At 40.9% G+C, this 25,343-nt stretch carries 16 protein-coding genes; 9 read left to right on the top strand and 7 right to left on the bottom strand.

Annotated elements, in window-relative coordinates:
- Positions 1–51 precede the first annotated feature (51 nt).
- Together dnaE and trxA are read left to right on the top strand one after the other, a co-directional pair.
- The gene (gene dnaE, locus AAU57_RS00735; protein ID WP_055411096.1) at positions 52–4,404 is read left to right on the top strand and encodes a DNA polymerase III subunit alpha; all 4,353 of its coding nucleotides are present in this window, start codon (positions 52–54) and stop codon (positions 4,402–4,404) included.
- Positions 4,405–4,503: 99 nt separating this feature from the next.
- On the top strand, positions 4,504–4,821 hold the full coding sequence (gene trxA / locus AAU57_RS00730) for a thioredoxin (RefSeq protein WP_055411095.1): 318 nt from the start codon (positions 4,504–4,506) through the stop codon (positions 4,819–4,821).
- A 185-nt stretch (positions 4,822–5,006) separates the two neighbouring features.
- Here the strand turns inward: trxA and AAU57_RS00725 are convergent, their stop codons facing one another.
- Positions 5,007–5,513, bottom strand: a complete 507-nt coding sequence (locus AAU57_RS00725; protein ID WP_055411094.1) for a hypothetical protein — start codon at positions 5,511–5,513, stop codon at positions 5,007–5,009.
- Between the two features lie 119 nt (positions 5,514–5,632).
- A complete protein-coding gene (locus AAU57_RS00720; protein WP_055411093.1) occupies positions 5,633–5,992 on the bottom strand; it encodes a hypothetical protein in 360 nt (119 codons plus the stop codon).
- 303 nt (positions 5,993–6,295) lie between these two features.
- Here AAU57_RS00720 and AAU57_RS00715 point away from each other — a divergent pair, with 303 nt between their 5' ends.
- Positions 6,296–7,288 (top strand): NADP-dependent oxidoreductase, encoded by a 993-nt coding sequence (locus tag AAU57_RS00715; protein ID WP_055411092.1) that lies wholly within the window; start codon positions 6,296–6,298, stop codon positions 7,286–7,288.
- Positions 7,289–7,451: 163 nt separating this feature from the next.
- Complete coding sequence (locus tag AAU57_RS00710; RefSeq protein ID WP_055411091.1) at positions 7,452–8,381, top strand: DUF58 domain-containing protein; 930 nt, start codon at positions 7,452–7,454, stop codon at positions 8,379–8,381.
- A 55-nt stretch (positions 8,382–8,436) separates the two neighbouring features.
- Here AAU57_RS00710 and AAU57_RS00705 read toward each other — a convergent pair whose 3' ends face one another.
- The 5 genes from AAU57_RS00705 to AAU57_RS00685 all read right to left on the bottom strand — a co-directional run bounded on the left by AAU57_RS00705 (position 8,437) and on the right by AAU57_RS00685 (position 17,389).
- The gene (locus AAU57_RS00705; protein ID WP_055411090.1) at positions 8,437–8,676 is read right to left on the bottom strand and encodes a hypothetical protein; all 240 of its coding nucleotides are present in this window, start codon (positions 8,674–8,676) and stop codon (positions 8,437–8,439) included.
- Positions 8,677–8,908: 232 nt separating this feature from the next.
- Positions 8,909–11,668 (bottom strand): alpha-amylase family glycosyl hydrolase, encoded by a 2,760-nt coding sequence (locus AAU57_RS00700; RefSeq protein WP_055411089.1) that lies wholly within the window; start codon positions 11,666–11,668, stop codon positions 8,909–8,911.
- A 68-nt stretch (positions 11,669–11,736) separates the two neighbouring features.
- Positions 11,737–12,873, bottom strand: coding sequence for a SusE domain-containing protein (locus AAU57_RS00695; RefSeq protein ID WP_055411088.1), 1,137 nt, complete (start codon positions 12,871–12,873; stop codon positions 11,737–11,739).
- A gap of 23 nt (positions 12,874–12,896) precedes the next feature.
- Positions 12,897–14,492, bottom strand: coding sequence for a RagB/SusD family nutrient uptake outer membrane protein (locus AAU57_RS00690; RefSeq protein WP_055411087.1), 1,596 nt, complete (start codon positions 14,490–14,492; stop codon positions 12,897–12,899).
- Positions 14,493–14,503: 11 nt separating this feature from the next.
- Entirely contained in the window at positions 14,504–17,389 is a 2,886-nt protein-coding gene (locus AAU57_RS00685) for a SusC/RagA family TonB-linked outer membrane protein (protein WP_055411086.1), read from the bottom strand.
- A 191-nt stretch (positions 17,390–17,580) separates the two neighbouring features.
- On the opposite strand from AAU57_RS00685, the gene AAU57_RS00680 reads away from it, so the two are divergent.
- The 5 genes from AAU57_RS00680 to AAU57_RS00660 all read left to right on the top strand — a co-directional run bounded on the left by AAU57_RS00680 (position 17,581) and on the right by AAU57_RS00660 (position 25,342).
- Entirely contained in the window at positions 17,581–18,600 is a 1,020-nt protein-coding gene (locus AAU57_RS00680) for a LacI family DNA-binding transcriptional regulator (protein WP_055411085.1), read from the top strand.
- 117 nt (positions 18,601–18,717) lie between these two features.
- Positions 18,718–20,250: an MFS transporter gene (locus AAU57_RS00675; RefSeq protein ID WP_055411084.1), complete on the top strand. Its 1,533-nt coding sequence runs from the start codon at positions 18,718–18,720 to the stop codon at positions 20,248–20,250.
- The gene (gene pgmB / locus AAU57_RS00670) at positions 20,250–20,912 is read left to right on the top strand and encodes a beta-phosphoglucomutase (protein ID WP_055411083.1); all 663 of its coding nucleotides are present in this window, start codon (positions 20,250–20,252) and stop codon (positions 20,910–20,912) included. Before AAU57_RS00675 ends, pgmB begins: the two co-directional genes overlap by 1 nt.
- Positions 20,912–23,221 (top strand): glycoside hydrolase family 65 protein, encoded by a 2,310-nt coding sequence (locus tag AAU57_RS00665; protein WP_055411082.1) that lies wholly within the window; start codon positions 20,912–20,914, stop codon positions 23,219–23,221. The genes pgmB and AAU57_RS00665 overlap by 1 nt, the downstream gene beginning before the upstream one ends.
- A 9-nt stretch (positions 23,222–23,230) precedes the next feature.
- Positions 23,231–25,342, top strand: coding sequence for a glycoside hydrolase family 97 protein (locus AAU57_RS00660; RefSeq protein WP_055411081.1), 2,112 nt, complete (start codon positions 23,231–23,233; stop codon positions 25,340–25,342).
- Position 25,343: the final 1 nt, after the last annotated feature.

Below are 25,343 nucleotides of genomic sequence, written 5' to 3'. Positions count from 1 at the left end.
ATACAGATAATCAGTTATTTGTAAATCACTGTTCAAACGCCACACAGCCCTATGTACTTAATATTTGATACTGAAACCACTGGATTACCTAAACGTTGGGATGCACCTTATACAGATGTTGACAACTGGCCACGAGTGGTGCAAATCGCCTGGCAGTTGCATGACGATATGGGCAACATGGTGGACCATCAGGATTATCTGATCCAGCCCGATGGTTATGATATTCCCTACGATTCAGAGCGCATCCACGGTATCTCTACCGCGCTAGCGCAAAAGGAAGGAAAACCATTGCTGGAAGTGCTCGAGAAATTCAACGATGCGCTGGCGATGACCAACTTTGTCGTGGGACAAAATCTACAGTTTGACCTTAACGTGACCGGTGCAGAGTTCATCCGTGCGCAAATGGAGAACAACCTGCAGGAAATCCCGGTGCTGGACACCTGTACAGAGCATACCGCGCAGCTTTGCCAGATTCCTGGTGGACGCGGCGGTAAGTTCAAGCTGCCCACGTTGACAGAGCTTCACGAGTTTCTTTTTAAAGAACCTTTTGGCGAGGCACACAACGCCACGGCAGACGTGGAGGCCACTACTCGCTGTTTCTTTGAACTGGTAAGACTGCAGCAATACACGGTGGCACAATTAAAGCAGGATGCAGATTATTTGGTTCGCTTTCGCGAAAGCAACCCAACCACCATCCAACCTGCAGGTATCCCGCATACCAACCTTAAAGAGGCATCGGCTAGACTGGTTTCCAACGATGAGCCGGAAATCTCAAAAGCAGAGATCAAGGAGAATCTGGATGAATTGAGCAGTGCGCCTTTTGCTCATTTGCACAACCACAGTCAGTTTTCTATCCTACAATCTACGGCAAGTGTTCAGGATCTGGTACAGGCAGCGGCGGCAAACGATATGCCTGCCGTGGCCATGACAGACCATGCAAACATGATGGGCGCCTTTCATTTTGTACGTGCGGTTAAGGCCCATAATGCCAGTCTTGCTGGTGATGCAGATACACACCTTAAACCCATCAAGCCTATTATAGGTTGTGAGTTTCAGGTGTGTGAGGACATGAACGATAAGTCGGTCAAGGACAACGGCTACCAGATCGTCATGCTTGCCAAAAATAAAAACGGGTATCACAATCTCGCCAAAATGGCGAGTAAGGCCTATACAGAAGGATTTTACTACGTGCCACGTATTGATAAAAAATTGGTGGAACAGTATAAAGATGATCTTATCGTCCTGACGGGTAACCTATATGGAGAAGTACCATCCAAAATTCTTAATGTAGGAGAAAAGCAGGCCGAAGAGGCATTGCTGTGGTGGAAGGAACATTTTGGTGAAGATCTCTATATTGAAATCATGCGCCACGATCAAGAAGATGAGCAACGCTGTAACCAGGTCTTGCTTGAGCTGGCTTCAAAACACGAGGTAAAAATTGTTGCTACCAACAATACCTATTACATCGATAAGGCAGATGCTAATGCGCATGATATTTTATTGTGTGTCAAGGATAATGAAAAGCAGGCAACGCCTATAGGTCGCGGTCGCGGTTACCGTTATGGATTGCCCAACCAAGAGTACTACTTCAAATCCAGCGATGAAATGAAGCAGCTTTTCAAGGATTTACCAGATGCGATCTTAAACGTTCAGGAAGTAATTGATAAGGTAGAAGCTTATGAACTTGCCCGTGACGTATTATTGCCGGCCTTCCAAATTCCTGAAGAATTTGTTGATCCAGATGATGCGATCAACAAAACCAAAAATGGTGAAAACGCCTATTTAAGGCACTTGACCTATGAAGGTGCTAAGCTGCGTTATGGAGAAGATTTTAGTGATGAGATACGTGAGCGACTGGATTTTGAGCTTGAGGTCATTAAAAATACCGGTTATCCAGGTTATTTCCTGATCACATGGGACTTTATCAAAGCCGCCCGTGAGATGGATGTGGCCGTTGGACCAGGTCGTGGATCTGCTGCTGGTAGTGCGGTAGCCTATTGTTTGAAGATTACTAATGTGGATCCTATCCACTACGATCTACTTTTTGAGAGGTTCCTAAATCCGGATCGTGTATCCATGCCAGATATTGATATTGACTTTGATGATGAGAATAGGTATAAAGTCATGGATTATGTCATCGAGAAATATGGTGCCTCACAAGTAGCACAGATCATCACTTATGGAACCATGGCGGCAAAGTCATCTATAAGGGATTGCGCCAGAGCGCTGGATTTACCACTTCAGGATGCCGATCGCGTGGCTAAATTGATTCCGGATTTTGCAAAACTCAAGAAGATATTTGCACTCGAGGACAATGAGATCAGCGGGAAATTTAGAGGTGATGATGCAGATATGGTAAGGGAATTGCGCGAGCTGGCCGAAGGTGATGATCCAGTAGGCGAGATGTTGAAGCAAGCTAGAATCCTGGAAGGATCTGTAAGGAACACAGGAGTACACGCTTGTGGTGTGATCATCACACCAGACGATTTGACCAATTTTGTTCCTGTTGCAACAGCAAAGAATTCAGATCTTTATGTGACCCAGTTTGACAATGAAGTCGTGGAAAGCGCCGGTTTGTTGAAAATGGACTTTCTGGGCTTGAAAACCTTAAGTCAAATCAAGGATACGGTAGCCATCATCAAGGAGCGACATGGAATCTCGTTGGATATAGAATCTATACCTCTGGATGATGATAAAACCTATGAGCTGTTCCAGCGTGGTGAAACCACCGCAATATTTCAATATGAAAGTGTTGGGATGCAAAAATACATGCGTGAACTCAAACCTACCCAGTTTGCCGACCTTATTGCCATGAACGCATTGTACCGTCCAGGTCCATTAGAATACATTCCAGAATTTATTGACCGCAAACATGGCCGTAAAGAAATAAGCTATGATTTAGATGCGATGGAAGAATACCTCAAGGAAACTTATGGTATTACCGTGTATCAAGAGCAGGTGATGCTACTTTCTCAAAAACTGGCTAACTTCTCCAAAGGTGATGCCGACGTTTTGAGAAAGGCCATGGGTAAAAAGCAAATGGCAACTCTGCAAAAAATGAAACCTCAGTTTCTGGATGCTGGAGAAAGCAATGGTCATGATAGAACCATCCTGGAAAAGGTATGGAAAGACTGGGAAGCATTTGCATCTTATGCCTTTAATAAATCGCACTCGACCTGTTATGCTTGGATTGCTTACCAAACCGCCTACTTAAAAGCTAATTATCCAGCAGAGTTTATGGCGGCAACGTTGTCCAACAACATGAACCAGATCAAGGACGTCACTAAATTTATGGATGAATGCCGTCGCATGGGACTGGAAGTATTGGGACCAGATGTGAATGAATCCAATTATAAATTTACGGTAAACCCTAAAGGAGCCATACGTTTTGGAATGGGTGCCGTTAAAGGTTTGGGATATAATGCCGTGATGACCATTATTGAGAACAGGTCAGAAAAGCCCTATATCAGCATATTTGATATGGCAAAACGTATCGATCTAAGGGCTGCCAATAAAAAATCTTTTGAAGCTCTAGCCTTAAGCGGTGGTTTTGATGGATTGGGCGGCGATAATAGAGCGCAATATTTTCATGAAGCAGACAATGGTCAAATGTTCCTAGAGCAGGTGGTAAAATATGCTCAGAAATTCCAGGAAAATGAGAATAGTGCGCAGGTAAGTCTTTTCGGAGAATCCAGCGACGTGCAAATACCAGAGCCTCAATTGCCGGTCTGTGAAGATTGGGGAACCATGGAGAAATTAAAAAGAGAAAAGGAAGTCGTCGGGATTTATATTTCTGGTCATCCATTGGATGATTATAAAAAGGAAATCGATTTCTTCTGTAATTCTAATCTATCGGTACTTACTGATCTTGAATCACTGGTCAATAAAGAATTGAGTTTTTGTGGTGTAATTTCAGAATGCCGTCATTTGGTAAGTAAAGCAAACAAGCCATTCGGTAGTTTTGTTTTGGAGGATTACAACGATAGCTATGAGTTTAGATTATTTGGTGAAGAATACTTAAAGTTCAGACACTTTCTGGTTCCCAATACGTTCTTGTATGCTAAAATCAAGATCCAGCAAGGCTGGATGGATAAGAACACGGGTAAACCGCGAGATCCTAGAATCCAGTTCACCCATATGCAACAATTGCAGGATGTCATGGCTACCAGTGCAAAATCCTTGATTATAGAATTTCACGTGACAGAGCTTATGGAAAAACGTGTGGAACTGCTCAAGGAAGTATTGGAAAAACATAAAGGCGATCACAAGTTGCACTTTAATCTCAAGGATCATGAGGAAAAAATATCACTGGATATGTCCAGTAGGTTGCACAAGGTAAATGTCAATGCAGAGCTACTTTCCATGCTGGACGAGGCAGAGATAAGTTATGGTGTCAAAGGATAATCACATAATAACATACTTATATAAGTAACTCTAATATAGGTTTAAGAAAACTGGCGCGAGTTTTGCCTAAATTTGTAAATAATTAATAATATAGAAATCATGGCATTAGAGATAACAGATGCAAATTTTGAAGAAACAGTCCTTAAAAGTGACAAACCTGTTTTGGTTGACTTTTGGGCAGCATGGTGTGGACCATGTCGTATGGTAGGTCCTATCATTGATGAAGTTTCTACTGAATATACAGACAAAGCCGTTGTGGGTAAACTAGATGTTGATGCAAATCAAGAGTTTGCAGCAAAATATGGTGTACGTAACATACCAACAGTTTTGGTATTCCAAAATGGAGAAGTGGTAGGTCGTCAAGTAGGAGTTGCTCCTAAGAATGCCTACACAGACGCATTGGACGCGCTTTTGTAGAAGTTTCTGCATAACAATAAAAAACCCGTTTTGATTTTTCAAAACGGGCTTTTTTATGCCATGTCGTTTAGGATACTCTCTTACTCGCCTGCCTGTCGGCAGACAGGAAAGCGAAATAAAATCTTGTTTTTCATCAAGTTATGGAGCATATCCGGTTGTAGACATCCAACCACAGAATAGAGCAGTTAGGCCGCTCTTTTCACACTAGCACCAGCACGCAATTGAGTGGTGATGATCGTTTTCCACTTTTCTGCGCGTTGCACTTCATAATCCTCTGCATCATTGTCGTCTAGATTGTAGAAATTCAATAATTGAGAGGTTCCATTAATAAGATGGATTTGAAGGTCCAACCTTTCCAAAACTGCATTGGCTTTATTCCCTTTTCTATGTTCAATCACTAGACAGTTTTTGACATGAGCCAAGTTTAATATCTGAACCGTATCTTGAGATACAGCGTTTTCAGCAGTTGCAGCCTTTAGAAATACCAGGACCTTTTGCTGTGTATCGATACCAATGTATTTATGGTTCCAGCGCTCGTCTTGAGAGATTTGCAGATTGTTTTCCAAAACCACCTTTTTGATTTTCAATGCTATTTTTTTGGTCTCGCTAGTTCCTGCGCTGATAAATAGGTAATAGGGAATAGCAACTAAGCCTACAACGATAAGGCTCACGATAATGAATGAATGATCCATTTGATGATAATTTAAATATTTATATTTTTTGAAAATGACTCTCTTACATGCTCGAAGTACGGCATAGAGAATCTAGGAAAGTTTTAACCTTCCAAAGGATAAAGCTAGTAGGTCCTAGATCAGGGAAAAAGATGAAAAGGGAAACCTATGCGATGACTGTCAAGCCTCAATTCTATACGGCTTGCATAGATAAGATAGCAGCCTTGTATGGCGCAGTCTAGACCTAAGCTAGATTTGCCATCAGTAGGTTCTAAAAATATAGGATTAGGGAACGATCTTAAAAAGGTAGAAAGCGTACTGCTTTCCAAGCTTTTTTCAATGTCACCTAGCAGATGCTGATAGTGGTTGCTATCGCTTAAACTCTCTCCAGTGCCTTGCTCGCTAGCGACAATAATAGGACTGACCGTGACTGTAGATGCCAGCGCCAGCGCATTGCTGCCTAACAACATCATCAGGATAAGTACTCTAAGCCCTATCATTTTAAGCCTTCTTATTATCCATCAAACGTAATACATTCCTGCGTTAATCTGGAGTTAAAAACAAGGGCAACGCGCATTTACTTTTCGACGTTTTTTTCATTCTAATTTCACTCAAGTTCTATATCAAAGCCGAATATCTTAATGTAATTGAGCAGCTTTTAATTTGCATCGCTTTCGCGAAAGCGAACTATCATCAAGCATCGTCCATCTAAACATCATTTTTAACGTACGTCGTGACAAGTTTAAGACCGTTCTAAGAATGGCGAATAGGGTAAGTCTTAACTTCATAAAAAAGCGAAGACGATGAAAACAATACTTTTAAAAAATAGACCAAAGGGAAAACCACAAACATCTGATTTTGAATTCACAGAATCTGAAAAGCCTGTCCCACAGGATGGTGAGGTATTGCTGGAGACAAAATATGTGTCGGTAGATCCTTATTTAAGAGGACGCATGCGCGATGAGAAGTCCTATATAGAGCCCTTCAAGTTGAACGAGCCAGTGGAATCTGCCGTGGTAGCTGAGGTTGTGGAAAGCAAAAACGAGAAATTCAAAAAAGGTGATTTTCTAACGGGAATGCTACAATGGAAAAAATTCCAAACCAATACAGGCAAAGGATTGCGTAAGGTCGATAAAGACAACGCATCGTTAAGTGCTTACCTGGGTGTTTTAGGTTTGACGGGTTTGACCGCATACTTTGGCCTCAAAAGAATAGGAGAGCTTAAGGAAGGTGAAACTCTACTTGTTTCTGGTGCTGCCGGTGCGGTAGGTACCGTAGTTGGACAAATAGGAAAAATAATGGGATGCACCGTTGTAGGAATTGCAGGAACTGATGAAAAGGTCACCATGCTTACCGACGAATACGGATTTGACGCAGCCATCAATTATTCCAAAACTGATGATATGACAGTTGCCATCAAAAAGGCCGCTCCTAATGGTATTGATGTCTATTTTGACAACGTAGGTAGCTATACGCTGGATGCCGCCATGAATAACATCAACCGATTTGGTAGAGTCGTGAATTGCGGAGCCATCTCGTTATACAATGAAACGGAGCAGCCCACAGGACCGCGATTGGAAACCACCATAGTGAAGAAGAGTATCAAGATGCAAGGTTTTATCGTGCGCAATTTTGAAGAAGATTTTCAGGAAGGAATACAGCAATTGGGAAGCTGGCTGCAAGAAGGAAAATTAAAGCACGAAGAGACTATCGTCGATGGTTTTGAAAAGATACCTCAGGCATTTATCGATCTTTTTGATGGCAAAAACAAAGGTAAAATGGTAGTGAAAGTCTAATGGCAAAAACATAAGAGCCATGTAGGTTTTCAATATCTACCGACAAAGGAATTTGCATGGCCTATGAAGTTTTTCTACCGTAAAGCTAAACATCAAAAGATCCTGATTTTGAATACTGAATACTGAATACTGAAAACCGAAAACTGCTTCTTATATTCACTACATGGATCTTCAAAGAGAACTGAATAAAACATCTGGATTTAAAAACCTCGCTTTGCTCGCCAGTCAGGTGGTAGAAGGTTACATAAGCGGTATGCATAAATCGCCTTTTCATGGCTTTAGTGCAGAGTTTGCTGAACATAAGATTTATAACCAAGGTGAAAGTACCAGACACATCGACTGGAAACTTTATGCTAAGACCGATAAATACTACACTAAAAAATATGATGAGGAAACCAATCTAAGGTGTCACCTGATCGTTGATAATAGTGCTTCCATGCATTATCCTGAAGTTAAGAAGCAGGAGTTGGGAAGTTTGAATAAAATAGGATACGCAACCCTTGCAGCAGCAAGTATCATGAATCTGCTCAAGAAGCAACGCGACGCCGTTGGTTTGAGTGTTTATTCTAATTCATATGAGTACTATGCACCAGAAAAAGGTAGTGATCGCCACCATGCTATGTTGTTGGATCAGCTTAACTCCATAAGCGTGGAAAAGGGCACCCAAAAATCCACAGATACCTATAACTATCTACACGAGATTGCTGAAAACATTAAAAGAAGATCCCTTATCATTCTTTTTACGGATATGTTTCAAAATGATAGGCAGGAAGAAGAGCTTTTTGAAGCGTTGCGACACTTGAAATACAATAAGCATGACGTGGTGTTATTCCACACCTACGATAGCGATACCGAAGTTGATTTTGATTTTGAAAACAGACCTACTCGTTTTATTGATGTTGAGTCTGGAGATCACATCAATGTATATGCAGATAATGTGAAACAAAGCTATAAAGAAGCAGTAGGTCTTTATTTTGAGCAGCTCAGAATCAAGTGCGGTCAGTATAGGATCAAATATATGCCTGTAGACATTCAAAAAGACTTCAATGTGATTTTGACTACATTTTTATTGGAGCGTCAACTTTTCAAATAAAAAAACCGATTTGCTGGGAAGCAAATCGGTTTTATCGTCTAGGGCATCTTAGGGATTAAGAGTTGTCGTCTGTTTTGATTTTTTCAACGTTACCATTATCATCATATTTGATTTTGGTTTCGCTTCCATCATTGTTTTCAATTTTGACTTTGTCTTCTTTAACTTCGACATTGTCTCCGTTATCAATCATTTCCTGAGCAGTTTCCTCAGTAGTCATTTCTTCATTTTCTCTACAAGAAGCAAAGGATACAACCATTGCAGCTGCGATAAAAGTTACTTTTAAAAGAGTTTTCATTTCGTTTTGATTTAGACCGTAAAAGTATATGATTCAGTTATTTGTACATCATAAATAAAACAAAAAACCTGTCTTATAGAAGACAGGTTTTGTAACCGTAATTTGTTGAAAAGAGTAAAGGTTACTTGTTTGATAAACGCTACGTTTAGGGATTATAACGTTTACATGCCGATAAAAATAATGACTATATCGCTTACCGCAAACAAACCCTTTAGAAACGATGCAAAAAACTTTAGTTTTTAATCAATTTTATCGACGAACGGTTATTCTCTAGGTCATACGCATCAATAATATACATTCCAGTAACCAGATTTGAAACATCGTAACGAGCCTGCATCTCATCAAAGATTTTTACGGTCTGTCCCGTGATAGATCTTACTATCACTTTCTTAACAGGCACATTGAATTCAAATGTGTCTTGAGTAGGATTAGGATACAGTTGTATGTTAGATACAGTTCCTGTTGTATCACCACTGCTTGCCGTGGTATTGATCTCCTTGCTGGTAAAGATTTTATAACCACCAGCAGGAATACTTACGGTCGCATTTTGATTGGTCACGTTAGAGCTGGTTCCTTCAAAATAATCGTACCAAGTTCCCGTTTTAGTATACTTAGGAGCGATCTGCTTTGGCGTTACGTCAAAGTTTGCTAGCACGATAGCATCAAATTCAGGACCTCTTAGCTCAATGCGCTTCACCAGGCCTCCACTCACTTCCAAGAAGTTGTTCGTATTGTTGAAGGTCTCTGGATATTTCACTTTTAACTTGATCATTTCGCTGGTCTTCTCATACAAATCCAATCGCTGTGCATCAGATGCATAGCCATTAGTAAAAGGAACAGGTTTTCTATCGGTACGACAAGTGGTACAAGTTGGGTTTGAAGCACTAGCATTAATAGAAATATCATAGCCTAATTCTCCAAATTGCCATAGCATTTTAGGTCCTGGAATACTGTACTGAATGGCAGCAATGGCTTCTTGTCTGTCTAATGCTACAGGCAAACTGCGAACTTGATAGTTCGAGAAGGCATTGTTACCGTTTCTTAAGGTTTCGTACATGATGCGTTCTTCATCATGACTCTCTGCATAAGAAACTAGGTGCTGCTCATTGAATCCACGAGATGTGAAATAAGCCCTTTGTAAGCTTGAATTACTGGAGTAACCTAATGAGTTCTGCTTGTACTCTTCACTCATTTTCCCCCATAACATAAATCCGGAATCTGCTAATATCTTCTCTTCTTCGTTATCAGATAAGTGTTCTAGAATGAGGTAGATATCATCATCATTGTTTGCTAGCAGGAAAGACTTATACTCATTTAAAATAGCGATTCTGGAATCATCACGACGTCCCCAAGCGCCAACATCATTGCCGGTATTCGTTTGCGTAAAACCCTTAGAAAGATCAAACCTAAATCCGTCAAACTTATACTCATCTAGAAAATATTGCATGGTTTGCTTAACGTATTGTTTGGTCCATGGACTTTCATGGTTGAAGTCTGTACCTACATTGAATGGGTGTCTTGCATTTTGATTAAGATATGGGTTGGTTGGTCCAGCATTAAAGCCACCGCCATCTGGCCACATTTGTACCAATGGACTTTGTCCAAAAGAATGGTTGTAAACCACATCTACAATAGCGGCAATACCATTAGCATGTAAAAGATCAATCAATTCCTTCAATTTTGCTGGCGGTCCGTACGCTTTGTCTAGTGCACCATGAAACTTAGGATTATAACCCCAACTATCATTGCCTTCAAACTCGTTAAGAGGCATGAACTCTACAGCATTTACCCCTAAGTCCACGATATAGTCAATGTTGTCAATGATGGATTGATAACTATCATCTTCTGAAAAGTCACGCACCAGTAATTCATAAATCACTAAGTTTTCATTATCAGGTCTTTGAAAATCAGTGACTGTCCAGTTGTAGGGTGTGGCTTGATAAGTGTACAAAGTCACGTCATTTACCGTTAATCCAGTGGGATATTCTGGAAGGTTGGGATAATTACTATCGCTAATAAAGGAATCATTAAATGGATCCAAGATCAACGTGCTAAAAGGGTCTGCTATTCTAATGTCATAATCGATGAGATATTGGTACTGAAAAGAAGTGTTTGCGGTAAAGTTGCTCGCAGGCACTGTAATCCAAAAATAGTCACCATCCTTATTCATTTGAAAGTCCGTATTCAAATCCCAATTGGTAAAACTACCTATAAGAACCGCATCACTTTTAAGTGGTGCTGCAAGTAAAAACGTCACGCTTCCATCTGCATTTTCATTAACTCCATTTTTTAGACCAGTAGGTCTTGGTTTATTTACCGTTTCATTAGGAACAAATACACTAATAGAATTGGTCGCTGTTTCACTTGCAGTCGTGGCAGCGAATTCAAAAGTGTAATTTCCAGTAGCAGGAAAAGTATAGGAGCTAGAAATGGATGTTCCAGTTACCGCAGCAATCTGGTTACCGTTCACACTCAATGTCAAGTCTGCTGATTGAGAACTCTCTGCGGTTATGGTGGTAGATTGATTGACCTCAAAAATAGTATTTCTCTCTGGTGAGGTAATCAAGGCATTCAAACCTGGTTCAAAAACAGGCAAAAAGATATCTGGCCTTGTCTGGCGCGAGCCATTGGAATTTCTTACCACCAAGAAAATCTCTGTTACGACATCACCTTGCTGGACATTATAAAACTCATTAATACTTGGGGTAATATCAAGTTCGTAGGTGTTTGCACCGGTCTTTGTGAATTTAGGTGCGCCATTATTTTCAAAAAAATCGTCCACTATAATATTCTGGAACCTTTCCCCATTAATGGTGAGCCCAGTGTAAGCATATAAGTCTGTAGTGGAGTTTTCAAGATCAGTTCCTACCGCATTGAACACTAGCTTTACAGCGTCTGTTTGGGTTGGTGTCGCGGGTACTGTTGTTACTGGTGATTGCGCTTTCGCGAAAGCGAATACCAATAGAGCAGTGAGTAACATTCTAAATTTCATATTATTTTTTTAAGAGTTAAGCAAAAAAAAGGGCTGCGAACAGCCCTAATTTGTTGACTAAATTCAATTTATTCTTCAACTGGGACAAAGATGAACCTACCATCCAAGTCATTAAAAAATACGTCATAAGTTCCAGCAGTTGCTGGGATATTAGGACCGTTCATAGATGCTTGACCTACGTAGCTATTGCGATCATCACCCCAGTTTACGTCCCATGCATCATTAGCTCTAAACTTAACATCACCGCTTCCCATTTCTAGATTTCTGATTACCCATTTGTGTGGATCAAATGTAGATTGTGTGAAGTTGATGTCTGGACCACCAAAACCGTTGTCCGGAAAAGCATCTCCCAAGATACCAATACTGGTGTATGTAGGCGCTGTGGCAGCGTCAGCATTAGGAGTGATAGAGAAGCTTGAGCTACCTTCAGAATCATTAGTTACTCCAGTAACGTCAATTACAAAATCATAATATCCAGCTGATGGTACCGAAAATACATCTGGGTCACTACCATTACCGTCGTTTACACCTACAGCACCATTTCTAGGCCCGTATTGTGGCTGCCAGTTCCCTAAATCAGATAATACTTTGAAAGCATCACCATTGAAATAACCAGTGTATCTGTAAACATTGTTGTTGTCAAGATCGATATATAGAGCTGGATTGGTTTTATTGTTTCCAGATCCATTGTCCCATCCTGGTTCTGTCGCTGCACCTACAAGAAACAACGGGTCAAAAGGATATCCTACAAATGGAGTGATTGTTATGGAAACATCGTCAGAGACGATAGGCGCCACACTTGAATCTGTTGTTGATGCCACCACTCTTGCTTTATATAAAGCTGGTGTACCGTTCTCACCTCCTAGACTCAAAGCCGCATCGTTGATTTGACCATATGTCAATGCAGCGTCCACGCCAGATGATTGTGCGATAATTACTGGTGCCGAATAATCGCCATCTGCATTATCCAATTGTACTGAATAGGTCAATGCGACTGGTAAATCCAATTCAATACCGTCCCAATTGAAGCGCTCTGCCAATTGATTTTGGTTAGTCTCAGTAACCACAAAAGAAGAAGATTGTGGTGACAAGGTAAGATTACCAGTCTGGTTTGTGTCAAGGGTAAACTGCTCTTCATCTTCAGAACAGGATGCGACGCTTGCAATAATCGCAAGGCCCATTAATAAACTATATACTTTTTTCATCGTTAATTTATTTTAAAGAGTTATTAATATCCAGGATTCTGGACTAAGTTGTCATTAAGATTAAGTTCTCTAGCTGGGATAGGGAATAAGTCTCTAAAGCTTGAGGTAGTCGTACCTGTAGCAACGTTTCCTTTCCATGCCCAAACTCCATTGCTGGAAAATTGATTAAATCGTATCAAGTCTTGACGCCTGTGTGTTTCCCAATACAATTCTCTACCTCTTTCATCTAATATGAAGTCAAGGTTCAAATCACCGGCAGTAATATTACTACCACTATTGCCGTAGGCTCTTTCTCTCAAAATATTGATATAATCAACAGCAAGAGAAGTGCTACCGCCACCGCCACGTAATACGCCTTCTGCATACATTAAATATGCGTCTGCTAATCTATATACTGGAAAGTCGATATCTACAAAATCTCCAGTGGCATCTGAGCCTTGAACGCCATTAACGTCAACATTTTTATACTTTGCAATTGCAAAACCTTGACTAAATTGACTTTCATTGTTGATTTGTTTCGTCTGATTTTCAGTAAAGAACAACTCTCTGCCATCAGCAGAATTTTCTTCTCCTGGGAAGAGCTCTACAAACTGTGGTGTTGTTCTGATACCAAACCATCCACCATTGATTCCAAAGTTGTCTGGATCCATGTCGCCACCTACGGGAGCGTGAGTAAGGAATGTAGTACCACCAAACGTTTGAGTTCTTTGTCCATCAAAATTAAGTGTCCAAATAAATTCATTCTGAGATCCATTGGAGTCATTATCTGCCAAGAATAGGTTGGCATATGGAGCACTTGTATCAACAGAGTAACCCGCATTGATTACTTTAGTGGTATAATCGACCACTTCAGTATATCTAGAAGTTCCTGTATACACTTCTGCATTCAAATAGATTTTTGCTAACGTCATCCACACAGTGGCTTGATCTGCACGGCCATATTCATTAGTTCTAGCAGGAGCAATTTCATCTTCGATGTCCAGTAATTCAGACTCGATATAATTGAACAAATCAGCTCTTTCTATATTTTGTGCTAGTGCATTAGGATCAGAGTTTTCATCCTTAAAAGGCATAGATCCAAATAAATCCATTCCATGATAATAGGAATAAGCTCTCAAAAATCTCACCTCAGTTCTAAACGCTCTGATAGTTTCTCTTTCGCTTTCAGGAATCCCGTAGGAGTCAAGACTAGCTTCAGAGCTATTTCTAATAAAGTCATTTGCTAAAGCAATCTGGTAGTTCACGCGAGAATACATTGCGTTGATAAACTCATTGGAGTCAGACCAGGTTTGTCTTTGAAAATCCTTAATAGTTCCGTCGTCCCATGCGATCAAGGCTTCATCACTAGAAAGCTCTTGATGCTGCCAGTAAATTCTAAGATAATTGGAGAAACCACCATCGATTCCACCAATGTCTGCATTTCCATCTCCACCTTCCTGGCCTCCTAAGATCAAACCAGCATAAACTTTTGCTGCAAGTCGATCGTAAGATGCTGGATCAGATAAAACTTCTCCAGAAGTGAGATTTTCACCTCTTGGCTCTAGGTCCAACGTTTCTTCGCAGCTCGATAGAGCAAAGAACGCCACCACAACGCCAAATAAATACTTATAAATTTTCATATAGCTAATTTTTAAAATGTAAATCCTAAACCTAAAATAATTCCTCTACTACGTGGGTAGATCGTATTATCGATACCACCAGCTACTTCTGGATCTAAACCATCGTAATCTGTGATGGTGAATAAGTTAGTTCCTGTCAATGAGGCTCTTATGTCAACTTTGTCGCCGGGAATATTATAACCTATCTGCGCATTATCTAATTTCAAGAAGTCTGCCTTTTGAACGTAATAGTCAGAGAACAGTTGAGTGTTCTCAAAGTTCGTATCTAAAACATCTGTAGTACTATTGGTATAGTAGGCTCCTGGATTGTTGAAAATATTTGAATAGGTAGCAGCGTTAGAGTCCACATTATTATAATTGTATAATCCAGCAGATCCTCTTAGAGTGAAGTTAAAAAAGAAGTTTTTGAAGCTCAAATTTGAAGTCAATCCGTAATACATATCAGGATTTGCTTTTTTGTAACGTACTCTATCAGCGTTGTTTATAACGTTGTCATTATTTATATCTACGTAAACGCCGTTCAAAGGGTTTCCGTTTTGGTCATAAACTTGGCGGTAGACGTGAAATGCTGTTGGGTCAAAGCCTATGGCTCTTTCTTGAATGTTATTTCCTACACCACCAGCAATTCCTCCAACTTCTACTGGATTATCGTTTGGCCCTGCAAGATTTGTAATTTCAATTTCATTGAAGGTCATATTCGCACCAACGTTCCATCTTAGATCATCATTTCTGATAACATCTGCATTCAAACCTAATTCTAGGCCTCGACTTTGTGTGTCCCCAGCATTTTGAAGGATGAAATTTTCTAAAGCACCACCTGGTAATGGAGCACCTTGTAATAGATCTGTTGTTTCTCTGTAGTATGCGTCGACAGTACCTGTAAGGCGATCGTCAAATAATCCAAAATCCAAACCTACGTTATATTGAGAAGTCTCTTCCCACGTCAAATCTTGTGTTCCTTCTGGTCTCAAAGTAGGTAAAAATCGGTTACCAAATTGAACAGAGGCAGCTGGTTGTCCTGGAGTAAAGACCTGGATATATAAAAAGTCTGGTCCTATTTCCTGCTGGCCAGTAACACCATATCCAGCACGTAGTTTTAATTGTGAAAGGAAGCCACTGTTTTGCACAAAATCAAGGTTTGTCAGCTTTAAAGCACCGCTTACACCTCCAAAAATACCAAAACGTTCTTCTGGCGAGAATCTAGAGGATCCATCGCGGCTAATACTTCCAGAAAGAACGAATAGATCATTAATGTCAAACGTTAAACGTCCAAAGAAACTAATCAGCCTATTATCTCCAGGGAAAAAGCGTCGATCCAACAAAACGCCATTGTCTGTGTTCTGTGAATAGGTTTCTCTCGTAAAGTCTTGGTAACTACTACCAATAGTTGCTTGAACATCTGTATTGATAGCGTCTATGCTTGTTTCATAGTCAAGGCGACCATTTAGCAAAACATTTCTTCTAAGTCCGTCGCTTAAGGAACGAGATCCATTATCGTTGAAACCTGCACCAGAATTTGCAGATCTTATACTATAGCTATCAAATTCATTGTAATCAAATCCAGCATTACCGTCAAATGTCAATCCCTCAAGAAAAGGAAGCTTATAGTTCACATTAAGATTGGCTCTTATTTGTGAGTTGTCATTTTCAGAATCTAAACTTTGAAGTAATCCCACAGGGTTTCTAGGAGCATTTACTTCGAGGTTACCATTGGTAAAGAACTCAAAATATCCACCTAGGTTATCTGCTGGATTGTTTGAGGTAATGGGTTGGGTAGGATCAAAAACCAGTGAGCTACCTATGGCACCACCATCTGCATTACCTATTTCTTCTAAAGCACCTTGAGCTGTTAATGTTAGTTTCAAGTCATTGTTAAGCGCTCTTTGAGTAACAGATAAGTTAACAGTTGATCTTCTATAGTCAGATGTTCTAAGAGTACCTTCTTCATTTACCTGCGATAAGGCAAGTCTTAAAGCAGTAGTTTCAAAACCTTTGGAAACTACAAGGTTGTGATAACCACGAGTTCCAGTTTGAAAAATAGCTTCTTGCCAGTCAGTATTGGCATCACCTAAAAGAGAAAGGTCTTCACCTCTAGCAGTAGCTATATTTCTAAGTTCATCTGCCGTCAAGATATCTAAACGGTCTGTGTTATTGTTTACAGCAAATTGAGCATCATAACTTACTTCCCAATCGCTGTTAACTTTCCCTTTTTTAGTAGTAATCAATATGACACCATTAGAGGCGCGGTTACCGTAAATAGCAGTTGCACTCGCATCCTTAAGGATTGTATAGCTCTCAATGTCATTGGGGTTCAAACTGTTTAGATTGGCATTTTGTTGATCTAGCGGCACACCATCAACTACGTAAAGAGCATCATTGTTACCGTCAAGTGTAGATCCAGCACGCACCCTAATTCTAGGTCCATCGCCAGGACGTCCTGATGGAGCAATAACTTGAACACCAGCTGCCTTACCTGCAAGTTGTTGGCCTGGAGATACTATGGCACCATTGTTAAATTCATCATCGCTAATGGTGGTTTGTGCAGCAGTAACGTTCTCTTGCTTGATAGATCCATAACCAATGAGAACGATTGCATCCAGCTGTGAGGCATCCTCAGCAAGGGCAACATTTAGTGTTTCTTGGCCGGTGTAAGGGATTTCTTGAGTGGCATATCCTAGATAACTTATGACAATGGTCGCGTTTTCTGGGACATTGTTGAGGGTATAATTCCCATCAAAATCTGTTGAGGTACCATTACTGGTTCCTTTGACAACTACTGATGCTCCCAGAACCGGTAGGTTGGTAGAGCCATCCGTTACGGTTCCTTTTACCGTTTGCGCAAGAGCAAAGAGCGGTAATAAGAGTAGTAAGGTTGCAATTTTTAATTTTTGATTCATTTCTGAAGTTTGAGTTAATGATTATAAAACGGTCTTCTTCTCACACGGTATAAAACTATGTAAACAAAACGTTAAGGGAAGGTTTTGAATACCTATTTCTACGAAAACGTTTTCGACTTTTTGTAGTTATTATAGTTGAAGTATATTTAGCTTTCGCGAAAGCGAACCCCTTAAAATCCCAATAACTGATAATGGCTCAAAAACTTACCCTAAAGAAAATTGCACAGGACTTGAATGTGTCTATTTCTACCGTTTCCAAAGCATTGAGGGATTCTCACGAAATAAGTGTAGAGACTCGAGATAAAATCAAGGACTATGCTAAAAAATATAATTACAAGCCCAACAACATCGCCTTAAGTCTTAAGAATCAGAAGACTAAAAAGATAGGGATCATTATTCCAGAGATCGTTCACCACTTTTTTGCCACTGTAATTTCTGGTATAGAAAAGGTAGCTAATGAAAAGGGCTATCAAGTGATAATCTGTCTATCTGGAGAAAGCTTTGATAAGGAAGTTGTCAATATGGACATGCTGGCTAACGGTAGTATTGACGGTTTTATCATGAGCCTGTCGAAGGAAACGCTTGAAAGACAGGACTTTCACCATCTTAGGGAAGTGCTCAATCAAGGTATGCCTATCGTGATGTTTGATAGGGTTGTGGATTCCATTGCTTGCGATAAGATTATTATTGACGATGTCGCGGCCGCTCAAAGCGCTACCGATTTTCTCCTGCGCAAGGGCAAGAAAAACCTAGGTATCATATCTACCGTTGATTATGTAAACGTAGGTAAATTAAGGACTCAAGGGTTTAAGGATGCGCTGCTTAAAAGAGAGATCAAATTCAAGGAATCCAGCGTTTTAAGAATCGAGGATGCCGATAATTGTACGAAAAGCATTGAAAAATTCCTGAAGCAGGGTAACTATGACGGCGTTGTTGCCGTCAATGAACTTTTTGCTGTCACGGCTAGCAAGGCACTCAAAAAAATGGGTAAATCCATTCCTGACGATGTTGCCATCATCGCATTTACAGATGGAATGTTGAGTAAGTATGCCAGTCCCACATTGACTACCATAGGTCAAAAAGGCGAAGATATGGGTGGTCTTGCGGCTGCAAAATTGATCGAAAGACTGGAAAGTAAGCACGATATGGAGGAGAGTTACGAAACCGTTATCGTAAAAACTTCGCTGGTAGAACGTGAATCTACGCCCTGATCATCTTATATTTGAATCGTGATTTTTAGGATCACAACACTTATCCAAAACTTGTTTTCTTCTCACACACCAAGTTTTGATAAGTCATAAGGCTTATCGTAATTAACAATTATCGATATGCAAAAGCCTAAGTTAGGTTTCTGGGATATCTGGAACATGAGTTTCGGGTTTCTCGGTATTCAGTTTGGTTTTGCCTTGCAAAATGCCAACGTTTCTAGAATCTTTTCCACGCTCAATGCTCCTGTGGAGGATTTAGCCGTTTTCTGGTTAGCAGCACCATTGACAGGTTTGATTGTGCAGCCTATCATCGGTTATTTTAGTGATCGTACCTGGACAAGATTAGGGCGTAGACGTCCCTATTTTCTGGTAGGGGCCATTTTATCTTCACTGGCCTTGGTTGCCATGCCTAATTCCAGTTCCTTATGGATGGCCATAGGTGTGTTGTGGATCATGGATTCCAGTATCAATATTAGTATGGAGCCTTTTCGTGCTTTTGTAGGTGACAATTTACCGCAACGTCAACGAGCCCTAGGTTTTTCTATGCAATCCTTCTTTATAGGTATTGGTGCCGTAGTTGGCTCGCTATTGCCATATATGTTTACCAACTGGATGGGAATAAGCAATACGGCGCCAGAAGGTGTCATTCCAGATTCAGTTACCTATTCTTTTTATGCAGGCGCAGCAGTTTTCTTGATCGCCGTACTATGGACCGTATTTAATTCCAAAGAGTATTCTCCAGAAGAAATGGCGCAGTTTGAGCAATCTGATATTGCCAAAAAAGTTTCTAGAGACACGCCAGAAGATTTAAGAGCCAATATCAACTGGCAATTTATCAACGGTGCGATTATGTTACTGATAGGTATTGCTGGTGCCTCATGGGTATACTTTAATGAACTCAAAAACGACCTGTATATTCTTACGGTAGGTCTAGTAGTTGCCGGGCTTCTATTTATAGTCGTTGGATTGCTTAGAAAGCAAAATATCAAAAACGGCTTCACCACCATCATCACAGATATGCAAAACATGCCCATCACTATGAAGCAGTTGTCCATCGTACAATTCTTCTCTTGGTTTGCGCTGTTTTCCATGTGGATCTATATGAATGATACGGTCACGGGTCACGTGTTCAACTTTTTTGACAAGACCTCTCAAGGCTACAATGATGCAGCAGATTGGGTTCCAGTAATGTTCGGTGTTTATAATGGTGTTGCTGCAGCCGTAGCCTTTTTACTGCCCGTTGTCGCAAAGAGAACTTCTAATAAAGTCACACACATGCTGGCTCTTATCTTAGGTGGATTAGGCTTGATATCAGTTTATTTTGTGAGCGATCGCATAGGATTGGTCATGAGCATGGTAGGTGTAGGCGTGGCTTGGGCAAGTATTCTTTCCATTCCATACGCCATGTTATCAGGTTCATTGCCATCAAATAAGATGGGTTATTACATGGGAGTTTTCAACTTTTTCATTGTGATACCACAATTGGTTGCCGCCAGTATATTGGGATATTTAGTAGGAACTGTCTTTAATGAGCAACCTGTTTATGCCATTTTAATAGGTGGTTGCTCCATGATTCTCGCGGGTTTGCTTACCCTAAATGTCACTACCGCCAGAACCGTCAATATTCCTGAAACCCCATTAAGACCACAGTAATGAGTAAAAAAGCATTCATATTTGATCTGGATGGAGTCGTAGTCGATACCGCAAAATTCCATTTTATTGCTTGGCAAAAACTGGCGGCAGAATTAGGTATCGCTTTCGCGGAAGAGGAAAACGAACAGCTCAAAGGAGTATCCAGAGTTCGTTCCCTAGAAAAGATCCTCGAATGGGGAAACAGATCCATTGATCAAGAAACCTTTGACCGAAAACTCATTCAGAAAAATGAGGAATATCTCGAGATGGTAGAAACACTTACCCAGGATGATATCCTACCTGGCGTGCATGAATTTTTATTACGCTTACGCGAAAGCGAACAACCCATCGCCCTAGGTAGTGCCAGTAAAAATGCCAGACCTATACTCAAAAAACTTGGGATTCATGATTTGTTTGACGCCATCGTAGATGGTACCGATGTGAGCAAGGCAAAACCAGATCCAGAAGTGTTTCTTAACGCCTGTGAACTGCTCAACATGCCAGCAGCAAACGCCATCGTTTTTGAGGACAGTATCGCAGGAATCCAGGCCGCCAATAATGCTGGAATGATCAGTATTGGTTTGGGAGAAGCACAAAATTTAAGTGAGGCAGATGAAGTTTTTGAGAGCTTCCTGGATATGCCTCAAGATTATCAACAACAGTTATTGAATAAAACGAAGTAATGAGTCGAGAATATATCAAACCAAACGCGTGGTCCATCATTGAAGAAGGCTGGAATCCAGATTTAGTAAAATCTAGTGAAAGCCTATTTTCCATAGGTAATGGAGCAATGGGACAACGAGCAAATTTTGAAGAATCCTATTCTGGAGAAACCTTCCAGGGAAGTTACCTCGCAGGTGTCTATTATCCAGACAAGACCAGAGTTGGATGGTGGAAAAATGGCTATCCAGAATATTTTGCCAAAGTCCTTAACGCACCTAATTATATAGGTATTGATATTTTCATCGACGGTGAAATGCTCGATCTTGCCGCATTTGATAGGAAAGACATTCGCAACTACCGTCGCGAGCTCAACATGAAAGAAGGTTGGTATGAGAGAACCTTTGAAATTGATCTGTCTGAAGAAAAAACGATCAAGGTTACTGCGCGCAGATTCTTATGCATGAATCTTGATGAGCTTGCCGCAATCAATTACAGCGTTAAGGCCATTAAAGGGCACATGCGCATCTCGTTTCAACCCTACATTGATGCTGGCATCACAAATGAAGACTCCAACTGGGACGACAAGTTCTGGGATATAGAAGAGCTGCAATCTACAGATCATCAGGGATTTATACGCAGCCGTACGAATAAAACCAACTTCTACGTCTGTACCTTTATGCAATCAGAATTGTATAAAAATGGAGAGCATGTCCAGTATGCAGATCATTTTGATAAAAATGACACCGTTGTTAGACATAAAGTCGCTACGCAGATTTCTGAAGGAGAAACAGCAACATTGATCAAATATGCGGGTTATACCTCAAGTCTTAACTACGAGCATTTTGAGATTTTGGACGCGGCAAAACGTGTTCTTCACACTGCGGTAGAAAAAGGATATCCTCAATTATTGCAGGATCAAAAAGAGGCTTGGGCTCAAATCTGGTCCATGGCAGATATTGCGATAGAAGGAGATTTGAAGGCCCAGCAAGGCATTAGATTCAATATTTTCCAGCTCAACCAGACATATTCTGGTAAGGATGCACGCTTAAATATTGGTCCTAAAGGTTTTACAGGTGAAAAATATGGTGGCTCTACGTATTGGGATACTGAGGCATATTGCATACCTTTCTACATGGCTACCAAAGATCAAAAGGTCGCCAGAAATTTACTGAAATATAGGTATGAGCAGCTAGACAAGGCCATTGAGAATGCCGAGAAATTGGGATTCTCCAATGGAGCTGCTCTGTATCCTATGGTTACCATGAATGGCGAGGAATGCCATAATGAATGGGAAATCACCTTTGAAGAAATCCACCGCAACGGTGCGATGATTTTTGCAATCCACAATTACCTTAAATACACCGGCGACTATTCCTATGTTCCAGAAATGGGTCTGGAAGTCATGATAGGTGTTGCCAGGTTCTGGCACCAGCGTGCAACGTTTTCCCAGCGTGCTAAGAAATACATGATTCTGGGCGTTACAGGTCCCAATGAATATGAGAACAATGTCAACAACAATTGGTACACGAACTATCTAGCAAAATGGTGTATTGAGCAGGCGGTTAATCATTTGGACAAAGTAAAGAGCGGTCATAAAAAAGACTATGAGCGCATCGTTGGCTTAACTAAAATTTCTAATGGCGAGGTCGCATCATGGCTGGAAGTAGCACAAAATATGTACGAACCCTATGATGAAGAGTTGGGCGTTTACTTACAGCAGGACGGCTTTTTGGATAAGGAAATCATTCCAGTTTCTGACCTCAAACCTTCACAACGACCTATCAATCAAAAATGGTCTTGGGACCGCATCCTGCGCAGCTGCTACATCAAGCAGGCAGATGTACTTCAAGGATTCTACTTTTTTGAAGATCATTTTAGCAGGGAACAACTAGAAAAGCACTTCGATTTTTACGAGCCATTGACGGTTCATGAGAGCTCGCTATCGCCGTGCGTTCACAGCATACAGGCAGCCCATTTGGGTCGCATGGATCAAGCCTATCAATTCTATTTAAGAACTTCTAGATTAGACCTGGATGACTATAACCATGAAGTAGAAGAAGGTTGTCACATCACCAGTATGGCGGGAACATGGATGAGTATTGTAGAAGGTTTTGGTGGCTTAAAGATCATCAACGACATTCCTAGTTTCACTACAAGATTGCCAGAGCAATGGGATTCCTTTAGTTTCAAAATCAACTTTAGGGATCAAATCTTAAAAGTGCATGTGACAGCAGATAAAACTACCGTAACTCTAGAGGGCGAAAGCACTCAAGATGTCATTGTAAATGGTAAGCAAATACATCTAGAACCAGAGACGGTCAAAATATAACATATGAAAATGTCAAAATTTGTAGTGGTGTTGTTGGTGGGTTTCGCTTTCGCGAAAGCGATACAAGCACAAACCCTCAAATCACCCAATGGAGCTTTTGAAATGCAGTTTACCTTGGACCGCAACGGTACACCGCAATATCAATTGCAGCTTAATGGTGAACCTGTCATCAAGAAAAGCAGCTTGGGATTTGAGCTTAAGAACGATGAAAAATCACTGAAAAATGATTTTTCAGTGGTGGCTACAGATCGCAATAGCTATGATGAAACTTGGCAGCCGGTTTGGGGTGAAGAATCGCAAATACGCAATCATTATAATGAGATGGCCGTGACCCTGCAACAGGCTGGTACAGATCGCAATATGGTGATCAGATTTAGGTTGTTTGATGATGGTCTAGGGTTTAGATATGAGTTCCCACAACAAGAGTTTACCTATTTTGTAATCAAGGAAGAGTTGACGCAGTTTGCCATGACCGGCGACCACACGGCTTACTGGATTGCTGGTGATTATGATACACAAGAGTATGACTATACCACTTCTAGATTATCCCAAATAGGAGCTTTGCATGATTCTGCGATTTCAGACAATGCTTCACAAACTCCGTTTTCACCTACAGGCGTTCAAACCGCTCTCATGATGAAAACTGATGATGGTTTGTACATCAATATTCACGAGGCTGCTCTCGTGGATTATAGCGCCATGCACCTTAACCTTGATGAGGAGACCATGGTTTTCACATCTAAGTTGACACCAGATGTCAATGGTGATATGGCTTACATGCAAGCGCCCACTACAACGTCATGGCGCACGATTATCGCCAGTAAAAATGCTACTGATATCCTGGCATCTCGCATGACTTATAACCTAAACGAGCCACTCGCGCTTGAAGACACATCGTGGATCAAACCCACAAAATATATCGGCGTCTGGTGGGAAATGATTACTGGTAAAAGTTCCTGGTCGTACACTAACGATTTGCCAGCCATCCAATTGGGTAAAACCGACTACTCAACACTCGAGCCCAATGATACTCATGGGGCCACAACGGCACACGTAAAGGATTACATTGACTTTGCAGCACAACATGGTTTTGATGCTGTCCTGGTAGAAGGCTGGAATCAAGGCTGGGAAGACTGGTTTGGGCACTCAAAGGATTACGTATTTGATTTTGTAACTCCTTATCCAGATTTTGATGTAGAAGGAATTCACGAATATGCCAAATCCAAAGATGTCAAAATGATCATGCATCATGAAACCTCAGGATCTACCCGTAATTATGAGCGTCATCTGGATACGGCTTTTCAGTTTATGAAAAAGTATGGTTATGATGCCGTTAAGACCGGTTATGTAGGCAACATCTTGCCTAGAGGCGAGCATCACTATGGCCAGTGGACGGTCAATCACTACCAGCACGTTTTGGAAATGGCGGCAGAGTATGAGATCATGATCAACGCGCACGAGGCCGTGCGTCCCACAGGAATTGCACGCACTTACCCTAATTTGATAGGAAATGAATCTGCTCGCGGTACAGAATTTCAAGCTTTTGGTGGGTCAAAACCTAATCACACGACCATCCTTCCATTTACAAGATTGATAGGTGGACCTATGGATTACACACCAGGAATTTTTGAAATGGATATATCTAAGGTCAATCCAGACAATGATTCCCATGGGAATTTCACGCTCGCAAATCAGCTGGGACTTTATGTGGTGATGTACAGTCCACTACAGATGGCAGCAGACCTTCCTGAAAACTATAATCGCTTTCTGGATGCCTTTCAATTCATAAAGGACGTTCCCGTAGATTGGGAAGTTTCAAAATACCTGGAAGCAGAACCTGGCGAGTACATCACCATTGCAAGAAAGGATAAGAATTCGAGCAGTTGGTTTGTGGGAAACTCTAACGGCACTACCGCACGTACCGCTACAGTTGATTTTAAATTTCTGGAAAAGGGAAAAAAATACAAGGCCACGATTTACGCAGATGCAAAGGATGCCCACTACAAGAACAATCCGCAGGCGTATAAAATCACCACTAAAAATGTGACCCAAAAAACGAAGCTGGATGTGTTTACAGCACCTGGTGGCGGTTTTGGTATTAGTGTCGTAGAGGTTGAATAGA

This window comes from Nonlabens sp. YIK11 (genome assembly GCF_001413925.1).
Classification (GTDB): Bacteria; Bacteroidota; Bacteroidia; order Flavobacteriales; family Flavobacteriaceae; genus Nonlabens.
This window is presented reverse-complemented; position numbering and strand designations above follow the sequence as displayed.